The sequence below is a fragment of the Pseudomonas sp. CFBP 13710 genome (assembly GCF_014842235.1).
GTDB classification, from domain to species: domain Bacteria; phylum Pseudomonadota; class Gammaproteobacteria; order Pseudomonadales; family Pseudomonadaceae; genus Aquipseudomonas; species Aquipseudomonas baltica.
In genome coordinates this window covers 117824-131421 of sequence record NZ_JACYVJ010000007.1, presented here as the reverse complement: position 1 = coordinate 131421, position 13598 = coordinate 117824, and the positions used below count along the sequence as shown (strand labels likewise).

14 protein-coding genes and 1 other RNA gene are annotated in these 13598 nt (G+C 61.1%); 6 read left to right on the top strand and 9 right to left on the bottom strand.

Going from position 1 to position 13598, the window contains the following annotated elements; translation table 11 throughout:
• Window position 1 precedes the first annotated feature (1 nt).
• Window positions 2–559 carry a YecA/YgfB family protein gene (locus IFT44_RS16090; protein WP_185794701.1) on the bottom strand — a complete coding sequence of 186 codons (558 nt, stop codon included), beginning with the start codon at window positions 557–559 and terminating at the stop codon, window positions 2–4.
• A gap of 163 nt (window positions 560–722) precedes the next feature.
• Between IFT44_RS16090 and IFT44_RS16085 the strand changes: the two genes are divergently transcribed.
• The 4 genes from IFT44_RS16085 to IFT44_RS16070 all read left to right on the top strand — a co-directional run bounded on the left by IFT44_RS16085 (window position 723) and on the right by IFT44_RS16070 (window position 2172).
• On the top strand, window positions 723–932 hold the full coding sequence (locus IFT44_RS16085) for a TIGR02449 family protein (protein WP_122479894.1): 210 nt from the start codon (window positions 723–725) through the stop codon (window positions 930–932).
• Window positions 929–1246, top strand: coding sequence for a cell division protein ZapA (locus IFT44_RS16080; protein WP_122479895.1), 318 nt, complete (start codon window positions 929–931; stop codon window positions 1244–1246). Before IFT44_RS16085 ends, IFT44_RS16080 begins: the two co-directional genes overlap by 4 nt.
• 30 nt (window positions 1247–1276) lie before the next feature.
• A non-coding RNA gene (gene ssrS, locus IFT44_RS16075) (6S RNA) lies at window positions 1277–1454 on the top strand.
• Between the two features lie 100 nt (window positions 1455–1554).
• Entirely contained in the window at window positions 1555–2172 is a 618-nt protein-coding gene (locus IFT44_RS16070) for a 5-formyltetrahydrofolate cyclo-ligase (RefSeq protein ID WP_192176216.1), read from the top strand.
• A gap of 59 nt (window positions 2173–2231) precedes the next feature.
• On the opposite strand, the gene IFT44_RS16065 is transcribed toward IFT44_RS16070, so the two are convergent.
• The gene (locus IFT44_RS16065; protein ID WP_192176234.1) at window positions 2232–2414 is read right to left on the bottom strand and encodes a hypothetical protein; all 183 of its coding nucleotides are present in this window, start codon (window positions 2412–2414) and stop codon (window positions 2232–2234) included.
• Between the two features lie 196 nt (window positions 2415–2610).
• Here IFT44_RS16065 and IFT44_RS16060 point away from each other — a divergent pair, with 196 nt between their 5' ends.
• Window positions 2611–3060, top strand: a complete 450-nt coding sequence (locus IFT44_RS16060) for an EVE domain-containing protein (RefSeq protein ID WP_192103147.1) — start codon at window positions 2611–2613, stop codon at window positions 3058–3060.
• A gap of 117 nt (window positions 3061–3177) precedes the next feature.
• Here the strand turns inward: IFT44_RS16060 and IFT44_RS16055 are convergent, their stop codons facing one another.
• Window positions 3178–4518 carry a Fic family protein gene (locus IFT44_RS16055; RefSeq protein ID WP_192059407.1) on the bottom strand — a complete coding sequence of 447 codons (1341 nt, stop codon included), beginning with the start codon at window positions 4516–4518 and terminating at the stop codon, window positions 3178–3180.
• 80 nt (window positions 4519–4598) lie between these two features.
• Window positions 4599–5015 carry a flagellar basal body-associated protein FliL gene (locus IFT44_RS16050; protein ID WP_192059406.1) on the bottom strand — a complete coding sequence of 139 codons (417 nt, stop codon included), beginning with the start codon at window positions 5013–5015 and terminating at the stop codon, window positions 4599–4601.
• 248 nt (window positions 5016–5263) lie between these two features.
• Here IFT44_RS16050 and glpT point away from each other — a divergent pair, with 248 nt between their 5' ends.
• Window positions 5264–6610, top strand: coding sequence for a glycerol-3-phosphate transporter (glpT, locus tag IFT44_RS16045; RefSeq protein ID WP_122479901.1), 1347 nt, complete (start codon window positions 5264–5266; stop codon window positions 6608–6610).
• A gap of 19 nt (window positions 6611–6629) precedes the next feature.
• Here the strand turns inward: glpT and IFT44_RS16040 are convergent, their stop codons facing one another.
• The 5 genes from IFT44_RS16040 to rho form a co-directional block, all read right to left on the bottom strand.
• Window positions 6630–7304 carry a gamma-glutamylcyclotransferase gene (locus tag IFT44_RS16040; protein WP_192059404.1) on the bottom strand — a complete coding sequence of 225 codons (675 nt, stop codon included), beginning with the start codon at window positions 7302–7304 and terminating at the stop codon, window positions 6630–6632.
• Between the two features lie 260 nt (window positions 7305–7564).
• Window positions 7565–8536 (bottom strand): CDP-6-deoxy-delta-3,4-glucoseen reductase, encoded by a 972-nt coding sequence (locus IFT44_RS16035; RefSeq protein WP_122479903.1) that lies wholly within the window; start codon window positions 8534–8536, stop codon window positions 7565–7567.
• On the bottom strand, window positions 8536–10002 hold the full coding sequence (gene ubiD / locus IFT44_RS16030; RefSeq protein ID WP_122479904.1) for a 4-hydroxy-3-polyprenylbenzoate decarboxylase: 1467 nt from the start codon (window positions 10000–10002) through the stop codon (window positions 8536–8538). The genes IFT44_RS16035 and ubiD overlap by 1 nt, the downstream gene beginning before the upstream one ends.
• A gap of 72 nt (window positions 10003–10074) precedes the next feature.
• On the bottom strand, window positions 10075–12039 hold the full coding sequence (locus IFT44_RS16025) for an acyltransferase family protein (RefSeq protein WP_192176215.1): 1965 nt from the start codon (window positions 12037–12039) through the stop codon (window positions 10075–10077).
• A gap of 99 nt (window positions 12040–12138) precedes the next feature.
• Window positions 12139–13398, bottom strand: coding sequence for a transcription termination factor Rho (gene rho, locus IFT44_RS16020; RefSeq protein WP_043192255.1), 1260 nt, complete (start codon window positions 13396–13398; stop codon window positions 12139–12141).
• Between the last annotated feature and the right edge of the window lie 200 nt (window positions 13399–13598).

The following is a 13598-nucleotide window of genomic DNA, read 5'->3' as shown; positions in this document are numbered from 1 at the left end:
GTCAATGCAGCGACGGCTTGGCGCTGGCTGCGGTGGGTTGCTTGGCCGATTCGGTGTAGAGCAGCAGCGGTGCTACCCGCAGGTATTCCATGACTTCCATGTAGTCGGTCTCGCCGTCTTCGGACTCCTCCAGCGCATCCTGCACCTGGGCGATGGCGGCCAGGTCCTGCAGCACTTCCATGGCTTCGGTGCTCAGCGCCGTGTCGCGCGCGGTCAGGCCGAAACCGGCGAGGAAGCCCTGGCACCACTCGCCCAGCGCGGCGGCGCGCTCGGGCAACGGCGATTCGTCGCTGGGGACCAGCAGCACCACGGTCATGTCGTCGCTGGTGAGTTCGCCCTTGACCATTTCCTGCAGGCCGATGAGCGCCTGGCGAACGTTGTCTGCGGCCGGTGTACCCAGCAGATCGGCGGCATCCAGCAGCCATGGCTCGATCTCGAAGCCGGCACCGGCGCAACTGCGACCCAGCAACAGCCCGTGCAGTTCGGCGGGCGAAACGGTGTGGCCGCTGCTGGTGAGCAGGGCGGCGAAGGCGTGATAGGGAGAATTCTGAATAGGCATGGGCAACTAGGCGCCAGACGGCGCAATGACTAGAATGAAGGCCTTGTATCCTAGCACCGGCAACCGCGCCAGACTATCGACGCGGACAACTACGTGTTCATCTTCACCGGGCCCGCCAGTTCATCGGCGGGCAACATTTCCCAACCGTACCCACCGGGACTCCATGGAACACAACGACCTGCAAGCGCTGATGAGCCGACTCGAATCATTGATCGGACGAGTCGAGCAACTAAAACGACAAAACGGACTCCTATTAGCGCAGGAAAAAACCTGGCGCGAGGAACGCGCAAATCTCATCGAAAAGAATGAAATCGCCCGGCGTAAGGTCGAGTCCATGATTTCGCGCCTCAAGGCCCTGGAGCAAGACTCATGAGTTCAAGCAATAGCGTCACCGTTCAGATCCTGGACAAGGAATACTCGATCATCTGCCCGCCGCAGGAGCGCAGCAATCTGGTCAACGCCGCACGCTACCTGGACGGCAAGATGCGCGAGATCCGCAGCAGCGGCAAAGTGATCGGTGCCGACCGCATTGCCGTCATGGCCGCACTGAACATCACTCACGATCTGCTGCATCGCCAGGACACACCGGAGCTGTCGGTCAACGGCACCACTCGCGAGCAGGTTCGCGACCTGCTCGAACGCGTGGACCTGGTGCTTGCCACCGATCCGGAAACGCCCAAGGGCTGAAATCCGCAAAGCTTTTCTGTATACTGGCATCACTCCCTGGAGTGCTTGCCAGTCGGTCATGTCCCTGAGCCGATACGCACAACCACGGGGGTTGCACGTGGGGTTGGTGTGCATGTCCGCTCGACGGAAAGCCTTAAAACCTCCTGTGATCTCCACCTTGAACTTTCGGGTTCAAGGGCTACACCGACAGCGGTTCGTCGGGGAGTACCTGAATTTCCAGCCCATGCCGGCAACACTTGGCGTGGGCTTTTTCATTCGTCGCCGGGCAGCACTGTCCAACGGCGCCTTGATCAGGATCGACCGCGCCCATGACCGTATCCGCGCCGCTGCCTCGTCAAACACAGCCTCGTCAATCCCTGCGCCGCCAGCTACGTGCGGCGCGTCGCGCCCTTACCCCTGCACAGCAGCGCCTGGCCGCTCGCGATCTCTACCGACAACTGGCCCAGCATCGGCTGTTTCGCCGTGCCCGACACATTGCCCTGTACCTGCCCAACGACGGCGAGATAGACCCGCGGCCTCTGTTGCGCGAAGCTCAACGGCGCGGCAAGCGCACCTACCTGCCGGTGCTCAGCGATTGGCCGCGCACCAGGATGGTGTTTCAGCAGGTACGCCGAGGCGAAAAACTTCGTCCCAACCGCTTTGGCATTCCAGAACCCCGTATCCAGCGCGCACGCCAGCGCACCATCTGGGCACTGGACCTGATCCTGCTGCCGCTGGTGGGGTTCGACGACGAAGGTGGGCGCCTGGGCATGGGCGGCGGCTTCTACGACCGCAGCCTGGCCTACCGCAATCGCCGCACGGCCTGGCAAGCCCCGGTGCTGCTGGGGCTGGCCCATGAGTGTCAGAAGGTGGAGCGCCTGGCGCAGGCCAGTTGGGATATACCGCTGCAGGGAACGGTGACGGACAAGGGTTGGTATCTGAGGTGAGCCTTGCGCCGCGGCGCCAACCTGCGGGAGCGGTCAGTGGCCGCGAACAGGCGCCATCGTTACCGCGGACTTGCCATCGAACCTTGCACCATCGAAGCCTGCACCATCGAAGTCTGCACCACGATCAGCTCTGCAGCGGTATCCGCCTTGCTCGCCCACAGACTCTGCGCGTATCCAGTGGTGACGATACCCAAGCCCAACAAAATCACCAATGTCCACAACAAGTCCGGCTTACGGCGCATCGACGTTGCCCCCCTACAGGCAATTAAAGAATCGACAGAACGATATTCTGGCGTGCCGAGCAGCAGCGTCGGGCTTAAATTTGCGCGCATTCTGGGGCAAGCTTGGTAGACAAGCAAACGTTGTTCACGACCAATTGTCGGGTGCGCTTGAATCCCACAAAAGCTGGCCATTTCACATTATTGAGGAACACTCGCCATGGCCTATTGGCTGATGAAATCCGAGCCTGACGAATTGTCCATCCAGGGCCTAGCCACGCTTGGCCAGACGCGCTGGGACGGCGTACGCAACTATCAGGCACGCAACTTCATGCGCACCATGGCCGTTGGCGACCATTTCTTCTTCTATCATTCCAGCTGCCCCGAGCCAGGCATCGCCGGCATTGGTCGCATCGTCGCGAGCGACTATCCCGACCCCACTGCCCTGGACCCGGACAGTCATTACTTCGATCCCAAGGCCAGCACCGAAAAGAACCCCTGGACTTCGGTGGATGTAGCCCACGTCGAAACCTTCGACCCCGTGCTCGGCTTGGCCTTGTTGAAGCAGCAGAGCGGGCTTGCCGAACTTGCGCTGGTACAAAAAGGCAGCCGGCTTTCGGTGATGCCGGTAACGACACAGCAGTGGGAAATTGTGCTGGGATTGCGATAGAAGGCTATGTCGAACTGGCCATGACGTTACGCTTCTGGCCCTCGCTCCACATAGCCGCAGTGCGCCATGCGTACCTGCATAGCGCGTTGTGTGCACAAGACTTAACCTTTTCAGCGTCTAACGATGCAGCCCCGTCTGCGCCAAAGAAAACACCCACTCACGTCCATCCTTGCGTTTCTGAAACAAACCTAAATCCACAAGACCGTTGAGTACCGAAGCTGCCGTGTTGTACGAGCAGCCCAAGCTCTCTTTCAGGTTCACAGCCGTGAACTTCATCCCCTTCTCGTTGCTAGCCACCTGCAGTACGGTTTTCTGCTTGTCGCTCAGCTGTGCATACAAACCACTGTCGAACAGGAAGCGATTGAATGAGTTCATATCGGCCAGCGTTTTTTCGTAGGCTTCTTTGAAATCCGCGATGCCGCGAATGATCGTGCGACTTTGGTAGTCGACGAAATACGTCAGGTCCATATCGTCGGTTTCGGTATAGAGATAACTCTTGCCGTACTGCACAGGGGCGGCCTTGAGCAATTTGCTGATAGCTATGTAACGAAAGGCAGCGAAGTCATGCTTGAACATGAACCAGTAGAACAATGACCGGGCCACCCGGCCATTGCCGTCGTGAAAAGGGTGCTCATAGCCAATGGCAAAGTGCAGGACGATCGCCTTGATCAGCGGATGCAGGTAACGATTGGTCCTGAACTCACCATGGTTGCTGTTGGCCCATTCGGCCAAGGCTTCCAGCCGCGACTCCAGACCGCGTGCTGGCGGTGGTGTATACACCACATTGCCATCGCCGTCCTGGACCACTACCTCATCGTTAACGCGGAACACACCTGGGTGATAATGCTCGTCGTCGATGTTCTCCACACCCACTTGGTGGATCTCGGCGATCAAATCAGCACTCAGCGGTCGTGTGCGATGCTCCCACACGAACTGCATCATCCGATAATTGCCCAGAATCATCTTTTCATCTGGAGTGCGCGGACCTCGCTGACGCTTGAGCAAGTCCTTGGCCACTTGGGTCGTGGTCGATGCACCCTCCAACTGGCTACTGCTGATGGCCTCGTCTTCTATGAGGTCGTTGAGCAGGTATGTCACATGTTTCTGCTCACCGATCTTGTTGCTCATCCACTCCAATGCAGCACCCGTAGTGTGCCGGTCAGTCTCGGAGGTCGCGGCATGGATCGCTGGCGTCAGTAGCAGTTGGCATTGATGTGCAGGCTGACCCAGTACAACGACGTCGCTCAGTTGCCGTTCACGCGCCAACTTCACCAGCGACCACACCAGTTCATGGTTCAGTCCTTCAGGAATGCGGAAACGAAGCTTGTCGAAATGCTGATACCGGCCCTTGCCATCCAAGGGTGCGTTGAGAGCCAGGTACTCAGCTATGCGCTCCGGACAATCCCGAGCAATGCGTTGAAGCGGATCGCGGATAACGGCGGGAGGGATCTTGAACATCGCTGTCTCAAAACTCGGTAATTTTGAGACAGCCTACGCCAATGGCAATCTTCTGTCCGCCTTGCTGCAAAACAATCAGTTCACTGCACGATCAGGTTATTGAACAGCAGGTCTTCGACGATAGGCTTGCCCTCTTCGTCGTTCATCACCTGCTGCAATTGCTTGAGGGCTTCCTGACGCAGTTTCTCCTTGGCTTCGACGTTGCCCATCGATTCGGCGGTCTGCTGTGCGAACAGTGCTACCAATTGATTGCGCAGCAGCGGGTCCTGGCGCTTCACGGCAGCTTCCGCTTCCGCGCCGGTGACCTTCAAAGCGATGTCCGCCTTGTACACGTGCAGCTTGGGGCCACCGTCCAAGGCGTAGTTGCCCACGAACGGTGGGGTCATGCCGATATAGGCAACCTTGGGCGCTGCGTTCTCGCCCTCTTTGGCTGCCTCGTTGGCCATCACGGCGGTCGGCAGGGCCAACGCCAGCCCTATGAATACCCAGGCTTTCATCACATATGTCTCCGCAAGATCGTGTGCTGACTGTATCGGCCAGCACGGGCGATTCAGTAGCTCGTTCGAATCCACCGAGCTGAAACGATTATGCAGAAGCGTCAAGCGAGTTGGTGAACAGAACTGAACCGCTTAAGTTCGCATTGCAACATTTTCGCAAACTCCGCTGGGCGGTAAGTCGTTTTATTTTCGGTAACGAAACTGTAACATTCGAATCCGCAGCAAATAACAATAAATGGAGCTTGTGAATGTTCGCCTTCTTCCGCCCCGCCCCGCATCGTGCAGCCCTGCCCGATGAAAAGATAGACAGCACCTACCGTCGCCTTCGCTGGCAGATCTTCGCCGGGATATTCATCGGTTACGCCGGTTACTACCTGCTGCGCAAGAACTTCTCGCTGGCCATGCCTTACCTGATCGAAGAACAGGGCTATACCCGAGGCCAATTGGGCTTGGCGATGTCGGCCATCGCCATCTCCTATGGCCTGTCCAAATTCCTCATGGGGATCGTGTCCGACCGCTCCAACCCGCGCTACTTCCTGCCGTTCGGGTTGCTGGTTTCCGCCGGCGTGATGTTCGTCTTCGGCTTTGCGCCGTGGGCAACGTCAAGCGTCACCATGATGTTCATCCTGCTGTTCATCAACGGCTGGGCGCAAGGCATGGGCTGGCCGCCGAGTGGCCGGACCATGGTGCACTGGTGGTCGCAGAAGGAACGCGGCGGCGTGGTGTCGGTGTGGAACGTTGCGCACAACGTCGGCGGTGGCTTGATCGGCCCGCTGTTCCTGCTCGGCATGGGCTTGTTCAACGACTGGCACGCGGCGTTCTACGTACCGGCCGCAGTTGCCCTGCTGGTGGCCCTGTTTGCCTTTGCGACCATGCGCGACACACCGCAATCGGTCGGCCTGCCGCCCATCGAGCAATACAAGAACGATTACCCGGAAGGCTACGATTCAAGCCACGAAGAAGAATTCAGCGCCAAGGAAATCTTCGTCAAGTACGTGCTGCGCAACAAGATGCTCTGGTACATCGCCTTGGCCAACGTGTTCGTCTATCTGCTGCGCTATGGCGTACTGGACTGGGCGCCGACCTACCTCAAGGAAGCCAAGCACTTCACCGTCGACACCACCTCGTGGGCCTATTTCTTCTATGAGTGGGCCGGTATTCCCGGCACGTTGCTGTGCGGCTGGATGTCGGACAAGATCTTCCGTGGCAACCGTGGGCTGACCGGCGTGGTGTTCATGGCGCTGGTGACCGTGGCAACCCTGGTGTACTGGCTCAACCCGCCCGGCAACCCGACCGTGGACATGATCGCACTGGTCTCGATCGGCTTCCTGATCTACGGCCCGGTCATGCTGATCGGCCTGCAGGCCCTGGAACTGGCGCCCAAGAAAGCGGCCGGCACCGCCGCGGGCTTCACTGGTCTGTTCGGCTACCTGGGCGGCTCGGTCGCCGCCAGCGCGGCGATGGGTTACACCGTGGACCACTTCGGCTGGGACGGTGGTTTCGTCCTGCTGATCGGCGCCTGCCTGTTGGCGATCGTCTTCCTGATCCCCACGCTCTGGCACAAACAGGTGGCCAGCACCCAGCGTAACGCCTGACGCAAGGCGTGAAGCGCCGTCAGGGCAGGAATTGCTGCGAGGCTTGAGTGCAGCTGCCCTGGTGGCAACGCTTGAGCCTGGCTTCCAGGTTCTTGTCCGGCATTGCGTGATTGCGCAGGGCACTGATGGTTTGCTCGACGTAATCGCGGGTGCTGCCAAATCGCCCGCTGGCACTGTCGAGAATCTGCGTCAGCAGGTTATCCGGCAGGTTGCCGGCATAGCTGGGCAAATGCCGCTCCAATACGAACCCCAACGCCTGCACCTTGGTGCCGTCTTCGAGACGGCAGTTGAGCCAATGCGGGCGGTACGAGGGATAGGGCATCTCGCGCTTCCACAGCGCCAGCAGCGAACTCTCCAGATCTTCCTGAGGCAAGCGATAGGCGAACCCGGCGCATGAGCCGCCTCGGTCCAGACCGAACACCAGGCCGGGTCGCTCGGGTGTGCCACGGTGTTCGTGGGACCACAGGTACAGGCCCCGGTGATAGCCATGCACACGCGCTCGGCGCCGCTCCGCAGCGCTGCATTCGGGCCGCCAGATGAGCGAGCCGTAGGCGAACAGCCAGACCGGCCCGCCACGATGGCGTCGCATCGTGGTGTCCAACGAATGAAGAAGTTGCTCGTGGGTCAATTGCGGCCCGAGATCGAGCGACGGCGGATAGACCACATTCAAGTGCGCAGTTTCGAGTACCGACATAAGCAGTCGCCTGTTATCCCCGTAAGATTGCAATGAAGCCCAACTCTAACGCATTGCAACTGCCGCGTTCCTACCGTATGGCAGATAGATCAATAAATACAAGCGCTTATAATCAACTTCAAATAAATAAGTTATAAGCACCAAACAGGCTCACGGACACATCGACGTGCACGATTTCACAGCAATGCCACTGCGTCAGGTTCGACGCAGGCATCACGACAGCAGAAGCAGGCAACGAAATGACGCAGGGGCAGTGGCAATCAGGCGGGCCGCGGCGCGTAGGCAAAGACGTCGGCACGCATCTGGTGCGCATCCATCCCGGCATTCACCAGGGCATCGAGCGTGGCGTAGATCATCGCCGGTGAACCGCTGCCATAGACATGCACGGCGGTCAGGTCGGCTATGTCCTCGCAGACCGCTTCATGCAGCATGCCGCAGCGCCCTTCCCAGCCGCACAGGTCGCTCACTACCTTGTTCAGGAACAGGTTGGGCAACTGCTTCCATTGCTCCCAATGCTCCAGCGCATAGAAATCCTCGGGGCGACGTACACCCCAGTACAGATGCACCGGATGCTTGAACCCTGCGCGACGGCAGTGCTCGATGAGGCTGTTCATCTGCGCCATGCCGGTACCTGCAGCAATCAGCACCAGCGGCCCATCCGGCAACTCGGCCAGGTGGGTATCGCCATAGGGCATGTGCACACGGGCCATGCCATTGCGCTGCAACTGCTCGATCAAGCTCTGCGCACTGGCTTCGCGGACCAGTACGTGCAGCTCCAGGTCGCGCCCGCTGTGGGGTGCAGAGGCCAGGGAGAAGGCCGACTTTTCGCCGTTGTCGCGCTCGATCATCAGGTATTGCCCGGCATGGTAGCGCGGCGGCTTGCCGGCCGGCGCACGCAGGCGCACGCGCCAGACATCGCCGCCGATATCGACGCAGTCGATCAGCTGGCAGGCCAGGCTGCGCACCGGCAGCTCGCCCTTGGCCAGTACGCCGTCCCAGAGGATCACGCAGTCTTCCAGCGGCTCGGCGATGCAGGTATGAAACTCGCCGCGGTCGATCACCGCGCCCTCCTCGCGAACACTGCCTTCCACCAGCACCGCGCTGCACACATGGCAGTTGCCATTGCGGCAGCTCTGCGGGCAGTCATAGCCCAGACGCTGCGCGGCCGCCAGAATCCGCTCACCGGGCAGGGTTTGCAGCACCACGCCCGAAGGTTGCAAGGTCACACGCATCAATCTATTCCCAACTGATTCCAGAGTTCATCGATGCGGCGGGTCACGGCCTCGTCCTTGACGATGACCCGACCCCATTCGCGCGTAGTCTCGCCCGGCCACTTGTGCGTGGCGTCCAGGCCCATCTTGGAGCCCAGGCCGGACACCGGCGAGGCGAAATCCAGGTAGTCGATCGGCGTGTTGTCGATCAGCACGGTATCGCGCTTGGGATCCATGCGCGTGGTGATGGCCCAGATCACGTCGTTCCAGTCGCGGGCATTGATGTCGTCGTCGGTGACGATGACGAACTTGGTGTACATGAACTGGCGCAGGAACGACCAGACCCCGAGCATCACCCGCTTGGCGTGCCCCGGGTACTGCTTCTTCATGGTCACCACCGCCATGCGGTACGAGCAGCCTTCGGGCGGCAGGTAGAAGTCGGTGATTTCCGGGAATTGCTTCTGCAGGATGGGCACGAACACTTCGTTCAGCGCCACGCCCAGGATCGCCGGCTCATCGGGTGGCCGGCCGGTGTAGGTGCTGTGGTAGATCGGCTTGATCCGGTGAGTGATGCGCTGCACCGTGAACACTGGAAACTTGTCGACTTCGTTGTAGTAGCCGGTATGGTCGCCATAGGGCCCTTCGTCGGCCATCTCGCCCGGATGAATCACCCCTTCGAGGATGATCTCGGCAGTGGCCGGCACCTGCAGGTCGTTGCCACGGCATTTCACCAGCTCGGTGCGGTTGCCGCGCAGCAGCCCAGCGAAGGCGTACTCGGAAAGGCTGTCGGGTACCGGCGTCACCGCGCCCAGAATGGTCGCAGGGTCGGCACCCAGGGCCACGGCCACGGGAAACGGCTGGCCAGGGTGCTTGTCGCACCACTCGCGGTAATCCAGGGCGCCACCGCGATGGCTCAGCCAGCGCATGATGACCTTGTTGCGGCCGATCACCTGCTGGCGGTAGATACCCAGGTTCTGGCGTTCCTTGTTCGGCCCCTTGGTGACGGTCAGGCCCCAGGTGATCAGGGGTGCCACGTCGCCCGGCCAGCAGTGCTGCACGGGCAGCATGCCAAGGTCGACGTCGTCGCCTTCCAAGACGATTTCCTGGCAAGGCGCGTCCTTCACCACCTTGGGGGCCATGGCGATGATCTTCTTGAAGATCGGCAGTTTCGACCAGGCATCGCGCAGGCCCTTGGGCGGCTCGGGCTCCTTGAGGAACGCCAGCAGCTTGCCGATCTCGCGCAGCTCGCTCACCGATTCGGCCCCCATCCCCATGGCCACCCGCTCGGGCGTGCCGAACAGGTTGCCGAGCACCGGGATATCGAAGCCGGTGGGCTTTTCGAAAAGCAGGGCCGGGCCCTTGGCACGCAGGGTGCGGTCGCACACCTCGGTCATTTCGAGCACCGGCGAGATGGGCACCTGAATGCGTTTCAACTCTCCGCGCTGCTCAAGCTGCTGCACGAAATCCCGAAGATCCTTGAATTTCATCGACCATGCCAGTTAGAAAATAAGCGTACATCCTACCTGCTCTGGCGGCCGCTGGCAGCCGCCGGCTGGGCTTTAATGGGAATTGCCAGGCGCTGGCGCGTCTACGGGCGCAAGCAGCGGGGCGAACAAGGGCGCCACGAACCCGGCCGCGTCGTCACCCAGGTGGTTGTCGTCCATGTACAGCGAACGCCCGGCAGACTCGGCCACGCAGGTCATGCCATCGGCGCAGAACAGCTGGGTCGTATCGAGGATGCGCACCTGGGGATCACTGGCCGCCAGCTCGGCGAACAGCCCCTGCATGGACGCCTGACGCTGTCGGTGTTCGCGCAGCGGGCGCCCGATGCCGTCGGTCGATCGCTGGAGCATGGCCAGGCGGCTCAGCCGGTAAGGTGCGTTGGCGTTCTGCAAAGGGACTTCATCGAGCAGCCAGACCCGGCTGCCCGCCTGGCGCAAGGCTCGGACTTCGCGCTTGAGCGCTTCGGCCATCTGCACCGGCGCATCGGTACCGGGCAAGCGATAGGTCAGGTCGCCATGCTCGTCGCCATACAGGTACAACGTCCAGCGCGCGACCAGCACCACGTCGCGCTGCGGCGCCTGCGCGATCACGCTCCGGACCTGCGCATTGAACTGCCGGCACAGGTCGTTGCGCTCCAGCCCTGCGACCGGTACGCAGCCGGCCGAGCTGGCCAGATCGAGTGCCTGCCCGGTGCGCTCGCTGTGTACGCGCAGTGCCGGCATCAGCGCGGCTGCATGGCTGTCGCCCCAGATCAGCGGTGGCAGCACGTCTTTGCTTTGGCGTCCAAGGTGACAGATGAGGCGTTCGGGCGCAGTGGTTTTCTCGAACATGCAGTCACGCTGCCCGGCATGCCATTCGCCGGCCTCGGCGTAGGCCAGTGCCTGCGCCGACAGCCGCGACGGTACGCCATCGCTCCAGCGCAGGGATTGCCCCGCCAGGCCCACCACCACCATGGCCAGCAATGCGGCCAACAGCGCCTGACGCGGCTGGGCCAGCCAGCGCCGACCGCGCAGGGGCGTTTCGACCCAGCGCCAGGACAGGTAGCCGAGCAGCAGACTGCCCAGGATCAGCGCAAGGTTTTCGTGCCCAGCGATACCGTCCACGGCGGCATAGTCGGCGAATACGTGCACCGGCCAGTGCCACAGGTACCAGGAATAGGAGATCAAGCCCACCGCCACCATCGGCCGCGTGCCCAGCAGCCGTGACAGCCAGGTTGGCTGGCCAGCGCCGGACCAGATGATCGCCAGCGTGCCCAACACCGGCAGCAGTGCCGCCATGCCGGGGAACGGGGTACGCCAGTCATAGCAGGCAATGGCCACGCCCACGGCAGCGATCCCGGCGGTGGCCACGCCCTGACGCACGGCCACTGTCAGTGGGCGCTGGAACACCGGCGCCACCGCCAGCAGGCTGCCGGCCAACAGTTCCCACGCGCGCGCCGGCAATAGAAAGAATGCCTGCGCCGGGGCTTGCTGAACCTGCCAGACGCTCACCGCAAACGATGCCAGGGCAATGCCGAACAAGCCTGTGCGCCATGCCTTCACATACCGGCCGAGCACGGCCAGCAACAGCGGCAAGAGAATATAGAACTGCTCTTCCACCGCCAGCGACCAGGTGTGCAGCAGTGGCTTGAGCTCCGAATCGGTATCGAAATAGCCGTCCTGCCGGGCGAACAGCACGTTGGACATGAACATGGCCTGGTAGCGCGCTGAGCGCCCCAGCTCTTCATAGTCACGCGGCACCAGCAGGAACCAGCCAACGATCAAACAGGCCACCACCATCACCACCAGGGCGGGCAGGATCCGCCGCGCACGGCGCACCCAGAACTCCACAAAACTGAAGTGGCCCGAGGCACGCTCGCGGCAGATGATCGAGGTGATCAGATAACCCGAGATGACGAAGAACACGTCAACGCCGACGAACCCGCCGGCAAAACCCGGAATACCAAAGTGGAACAACACCACGGCAATGACCGCCACGGCGCGCAAGCCGTCGATGTCACGTCGATAGGCTAGGTGAGTCATAACAATCCTTGTCGGCCGAACGGGTCTGGCATGGCTATGCAACGTTGAAAATGCGAATGGCGCCGCAAGGGCGCCATTCGGGTCAAGCAGCGGGTGGGCTTACTTGCGTTTCATCGACAGGAAGAACTCGTCGTTGGTCTTGGTCTGCTTGAGCTTGTCGATCAGGAACTCGATGGCCGCCACTTCGTCCATCGGGTGCAGCAGCTTGCGCAGGATCCACATGCGCTGCAGTTCGTCGTCGGCGGTCAGCAGCTCTTCGCGACGGGTACCGGAACGGTTGATGTTGATGGCCGGGAAGACGCGCTTCTCGGCGATCTTGCGGTCCAGGGGCAGTTCCATGTTGCCGGTACCCTTGAACTCTTCGTAGATCACTTCGTCCATCTTCGAGCCGGTTTCGACCAGCGCGGTGGCGATGATGGTCAGCGAACCGCCTTCCTCGATGTTTCGCGCAGCACCGAAGAAACGCTTGGGCTTCTCCAGGGCATGGGCGTCGACACCACCGGTCAGGACCTTGCCGGAGCTCGGGATCACGGTGTTGTAGGCACGCGCCAGGCGAGTGATGGAGTCGAGCAGGATGACCACATCCTTCTTGTGCTCGACCAGGCGCTTGGCCTTCTCGATCACCATCTCGGCCACTTGCACGTGGCGGGTTGGCGGCTCGTCGAAGGTCGAGGCGACCACTTCGCCGCGCACGGTGCGCTGCATCTCGGTGACTTCTTCCGGACGCTCGTCGATCAGCAGGACGATCAGGTGGCATTCCGGGTTGTTGCGCGTGATGTTCGACGCGATGTTCTGCAGCATGATGGTCTTGCCCGCTTTCGGCGGAGCGACGATCAGGCCACGCTGGCCCTTGCCGATCGGTGCGCACAGGTCGATGACACGACCGGTGAGGTCTTCGGTGGAACCGTTGCCGGCTTCCATCTTCATGCGCACCGTAGGGAACAGCGGCGTGAGGTTTTCGAAGAGAATCTTGTTTTTCGCGTTTTCCGGACGGTCGAAGTTGATGGTATCGACTTTCAACAGGGCGAAATAACGCTCGCCTTCCTTGGGCGGACGGATCTTGCCGACGATGGTGTCGCCGGTACGCAGGTTGAAGCGGCGGATCTGGCTGGGCGAGACGTAGATGTCGTCTGGGCCGGCCAGGTACGAGGCGTCAGCCGAACGCAGGAAGCCGAAGCCGTCCTGGAGAATCTCCAGCACGCCATCACCGGAGATTTCCTCACCGCTTTTGGCGTGCTTCTTCAACAGGGAGAAAATCACATCCTGCTTGCGCGAACGGGCCATATTTTCTATGCCCATCTGTTCGGCCATTTCGAGCAGATCGGTGATCGGCTTTTGCTTGAGTTCAGTCAGGTTCATAAGGGAATGACGTAATCATGTATGGAGGGGAGAAATTAAGCTTTGGGCTTAATGAGGCCGCGCCGCAGAGAAGGCGACAGGATCGCGTACTGATTCGAGTAGGAGTGCGTCGGCGACGGCTTGCAGGGGGCAGAGGAGAAACCAATGCGAGGCCGAATGTAACACCTCGATTTGTAGGCGTCCAGTATCGCGCCCAGAAA

What these genes read in the sequence shown, in the direction of transcription:
- IFT44_RS16035 (WP_122479903.1), bottom strand. Translation starts at nt 8,536, where the DNA reads ATGCGTGTGACCTTGCAACCTTCGGGCGTGGTGCTGCAAACCCTGCCC.
- IFT44_RS16055 (WP_192059407.1), bottom strand. Translation starts at nt 4,518, where the DNA reads ATGTTCAAGATCCCTCCCGCCGTTATCCGCGATCCGCTTCAACGCATT.
- IFT44_RS16085 (WP_122479894.1), top strand. Translation starts at nt 723, where the DNA reads ATGGAACACAACGACCTGCAAGCGCTGATGAGCCGACTCGAATCATTG.
- IFT44_RS16065 (WP_192176234.1), bottom strand. Translation starts at nt 2,414, where the DNA reads ATGCGCCGTAAGCCGGACTTGTTGTGGACATTGGTGATTTTGTTGGGC.
- IFT44_RS16090 (WP_185794701.1), bottom strand. Translation starts at nt 559, where the DNA reads ATGCCTATTCAGAATTCTCCCTATCACGCCTTCGCCGCCCTGCTCACC.
- glpT (WP_122479901.1), top strand. Translation starts at nt 5,264, where the DNA reads ATGTTCGCCTTCTTCCGCCCCGCCCCGCATCGTGCAGCCCTGCCCGAT.
- IFT44_RS16080 (WP_122479895.1), top strand. Translation starts at nt 929, where the DNA reads ATGAGTTCAAGCAATAGCGTCACCGTTCAGATCCTGGACAAGGAATAC.
- IFT44_RS16050 (WP_192059406.1), bottom strand. Translation starts at nt 5,015, where the DNA reads ATGAAAGCCTGGGTATTCATAGGGCTGGCGTTGGCCCTGCCGACCGCC.
- rho (WP_043192255.1), bottom strand. Translation starts at nt 13,398, where the DNA reads ATGAACCTGACTGAACTCAAGCAAAAGCCGATCACCGATCTGCTCGAA.
- IFT44_RS16070 (WP_192176216.1), top strand. Translation starts at nt 1,555, where the DNA reads ATGACCGTATCCGCGCCGCTGCCTCGTCAAACACAGCCTCGTCAATCC.
- IFT44_RS16025 (WP_192176215.1), bottom strand. Translation starts at nt 12,039, where the DNA reads ATGACTCACCTAGCCTATCGACGTGACATCGACGGCTTGCGCGCCGTG.
- IFT44_RS16060 (WP_192103147.1), top strand. Translation starts at nt 2,611, where the DNA reads ATGGCCTATTGGCTGATGAAATCCGAGCCTGACGAATTGTCCATCCAG.
- IFT44_RS16040 (WP_192059404.1), bottom strand. Translation starts at nt 7,304, where the DNA reads ATGTCGGTACTCGAAACTGCGCACTTGAATGTGGTCTATCCGCCGTCG.
- ubiD (WP_122479904.1), bottom strand. Translation starts at nt 10,002, where the DNA reads ATGAAATTCAAGGATCTTCGGGATTTCGTGCAGCAGCTTGAGCAGCGC.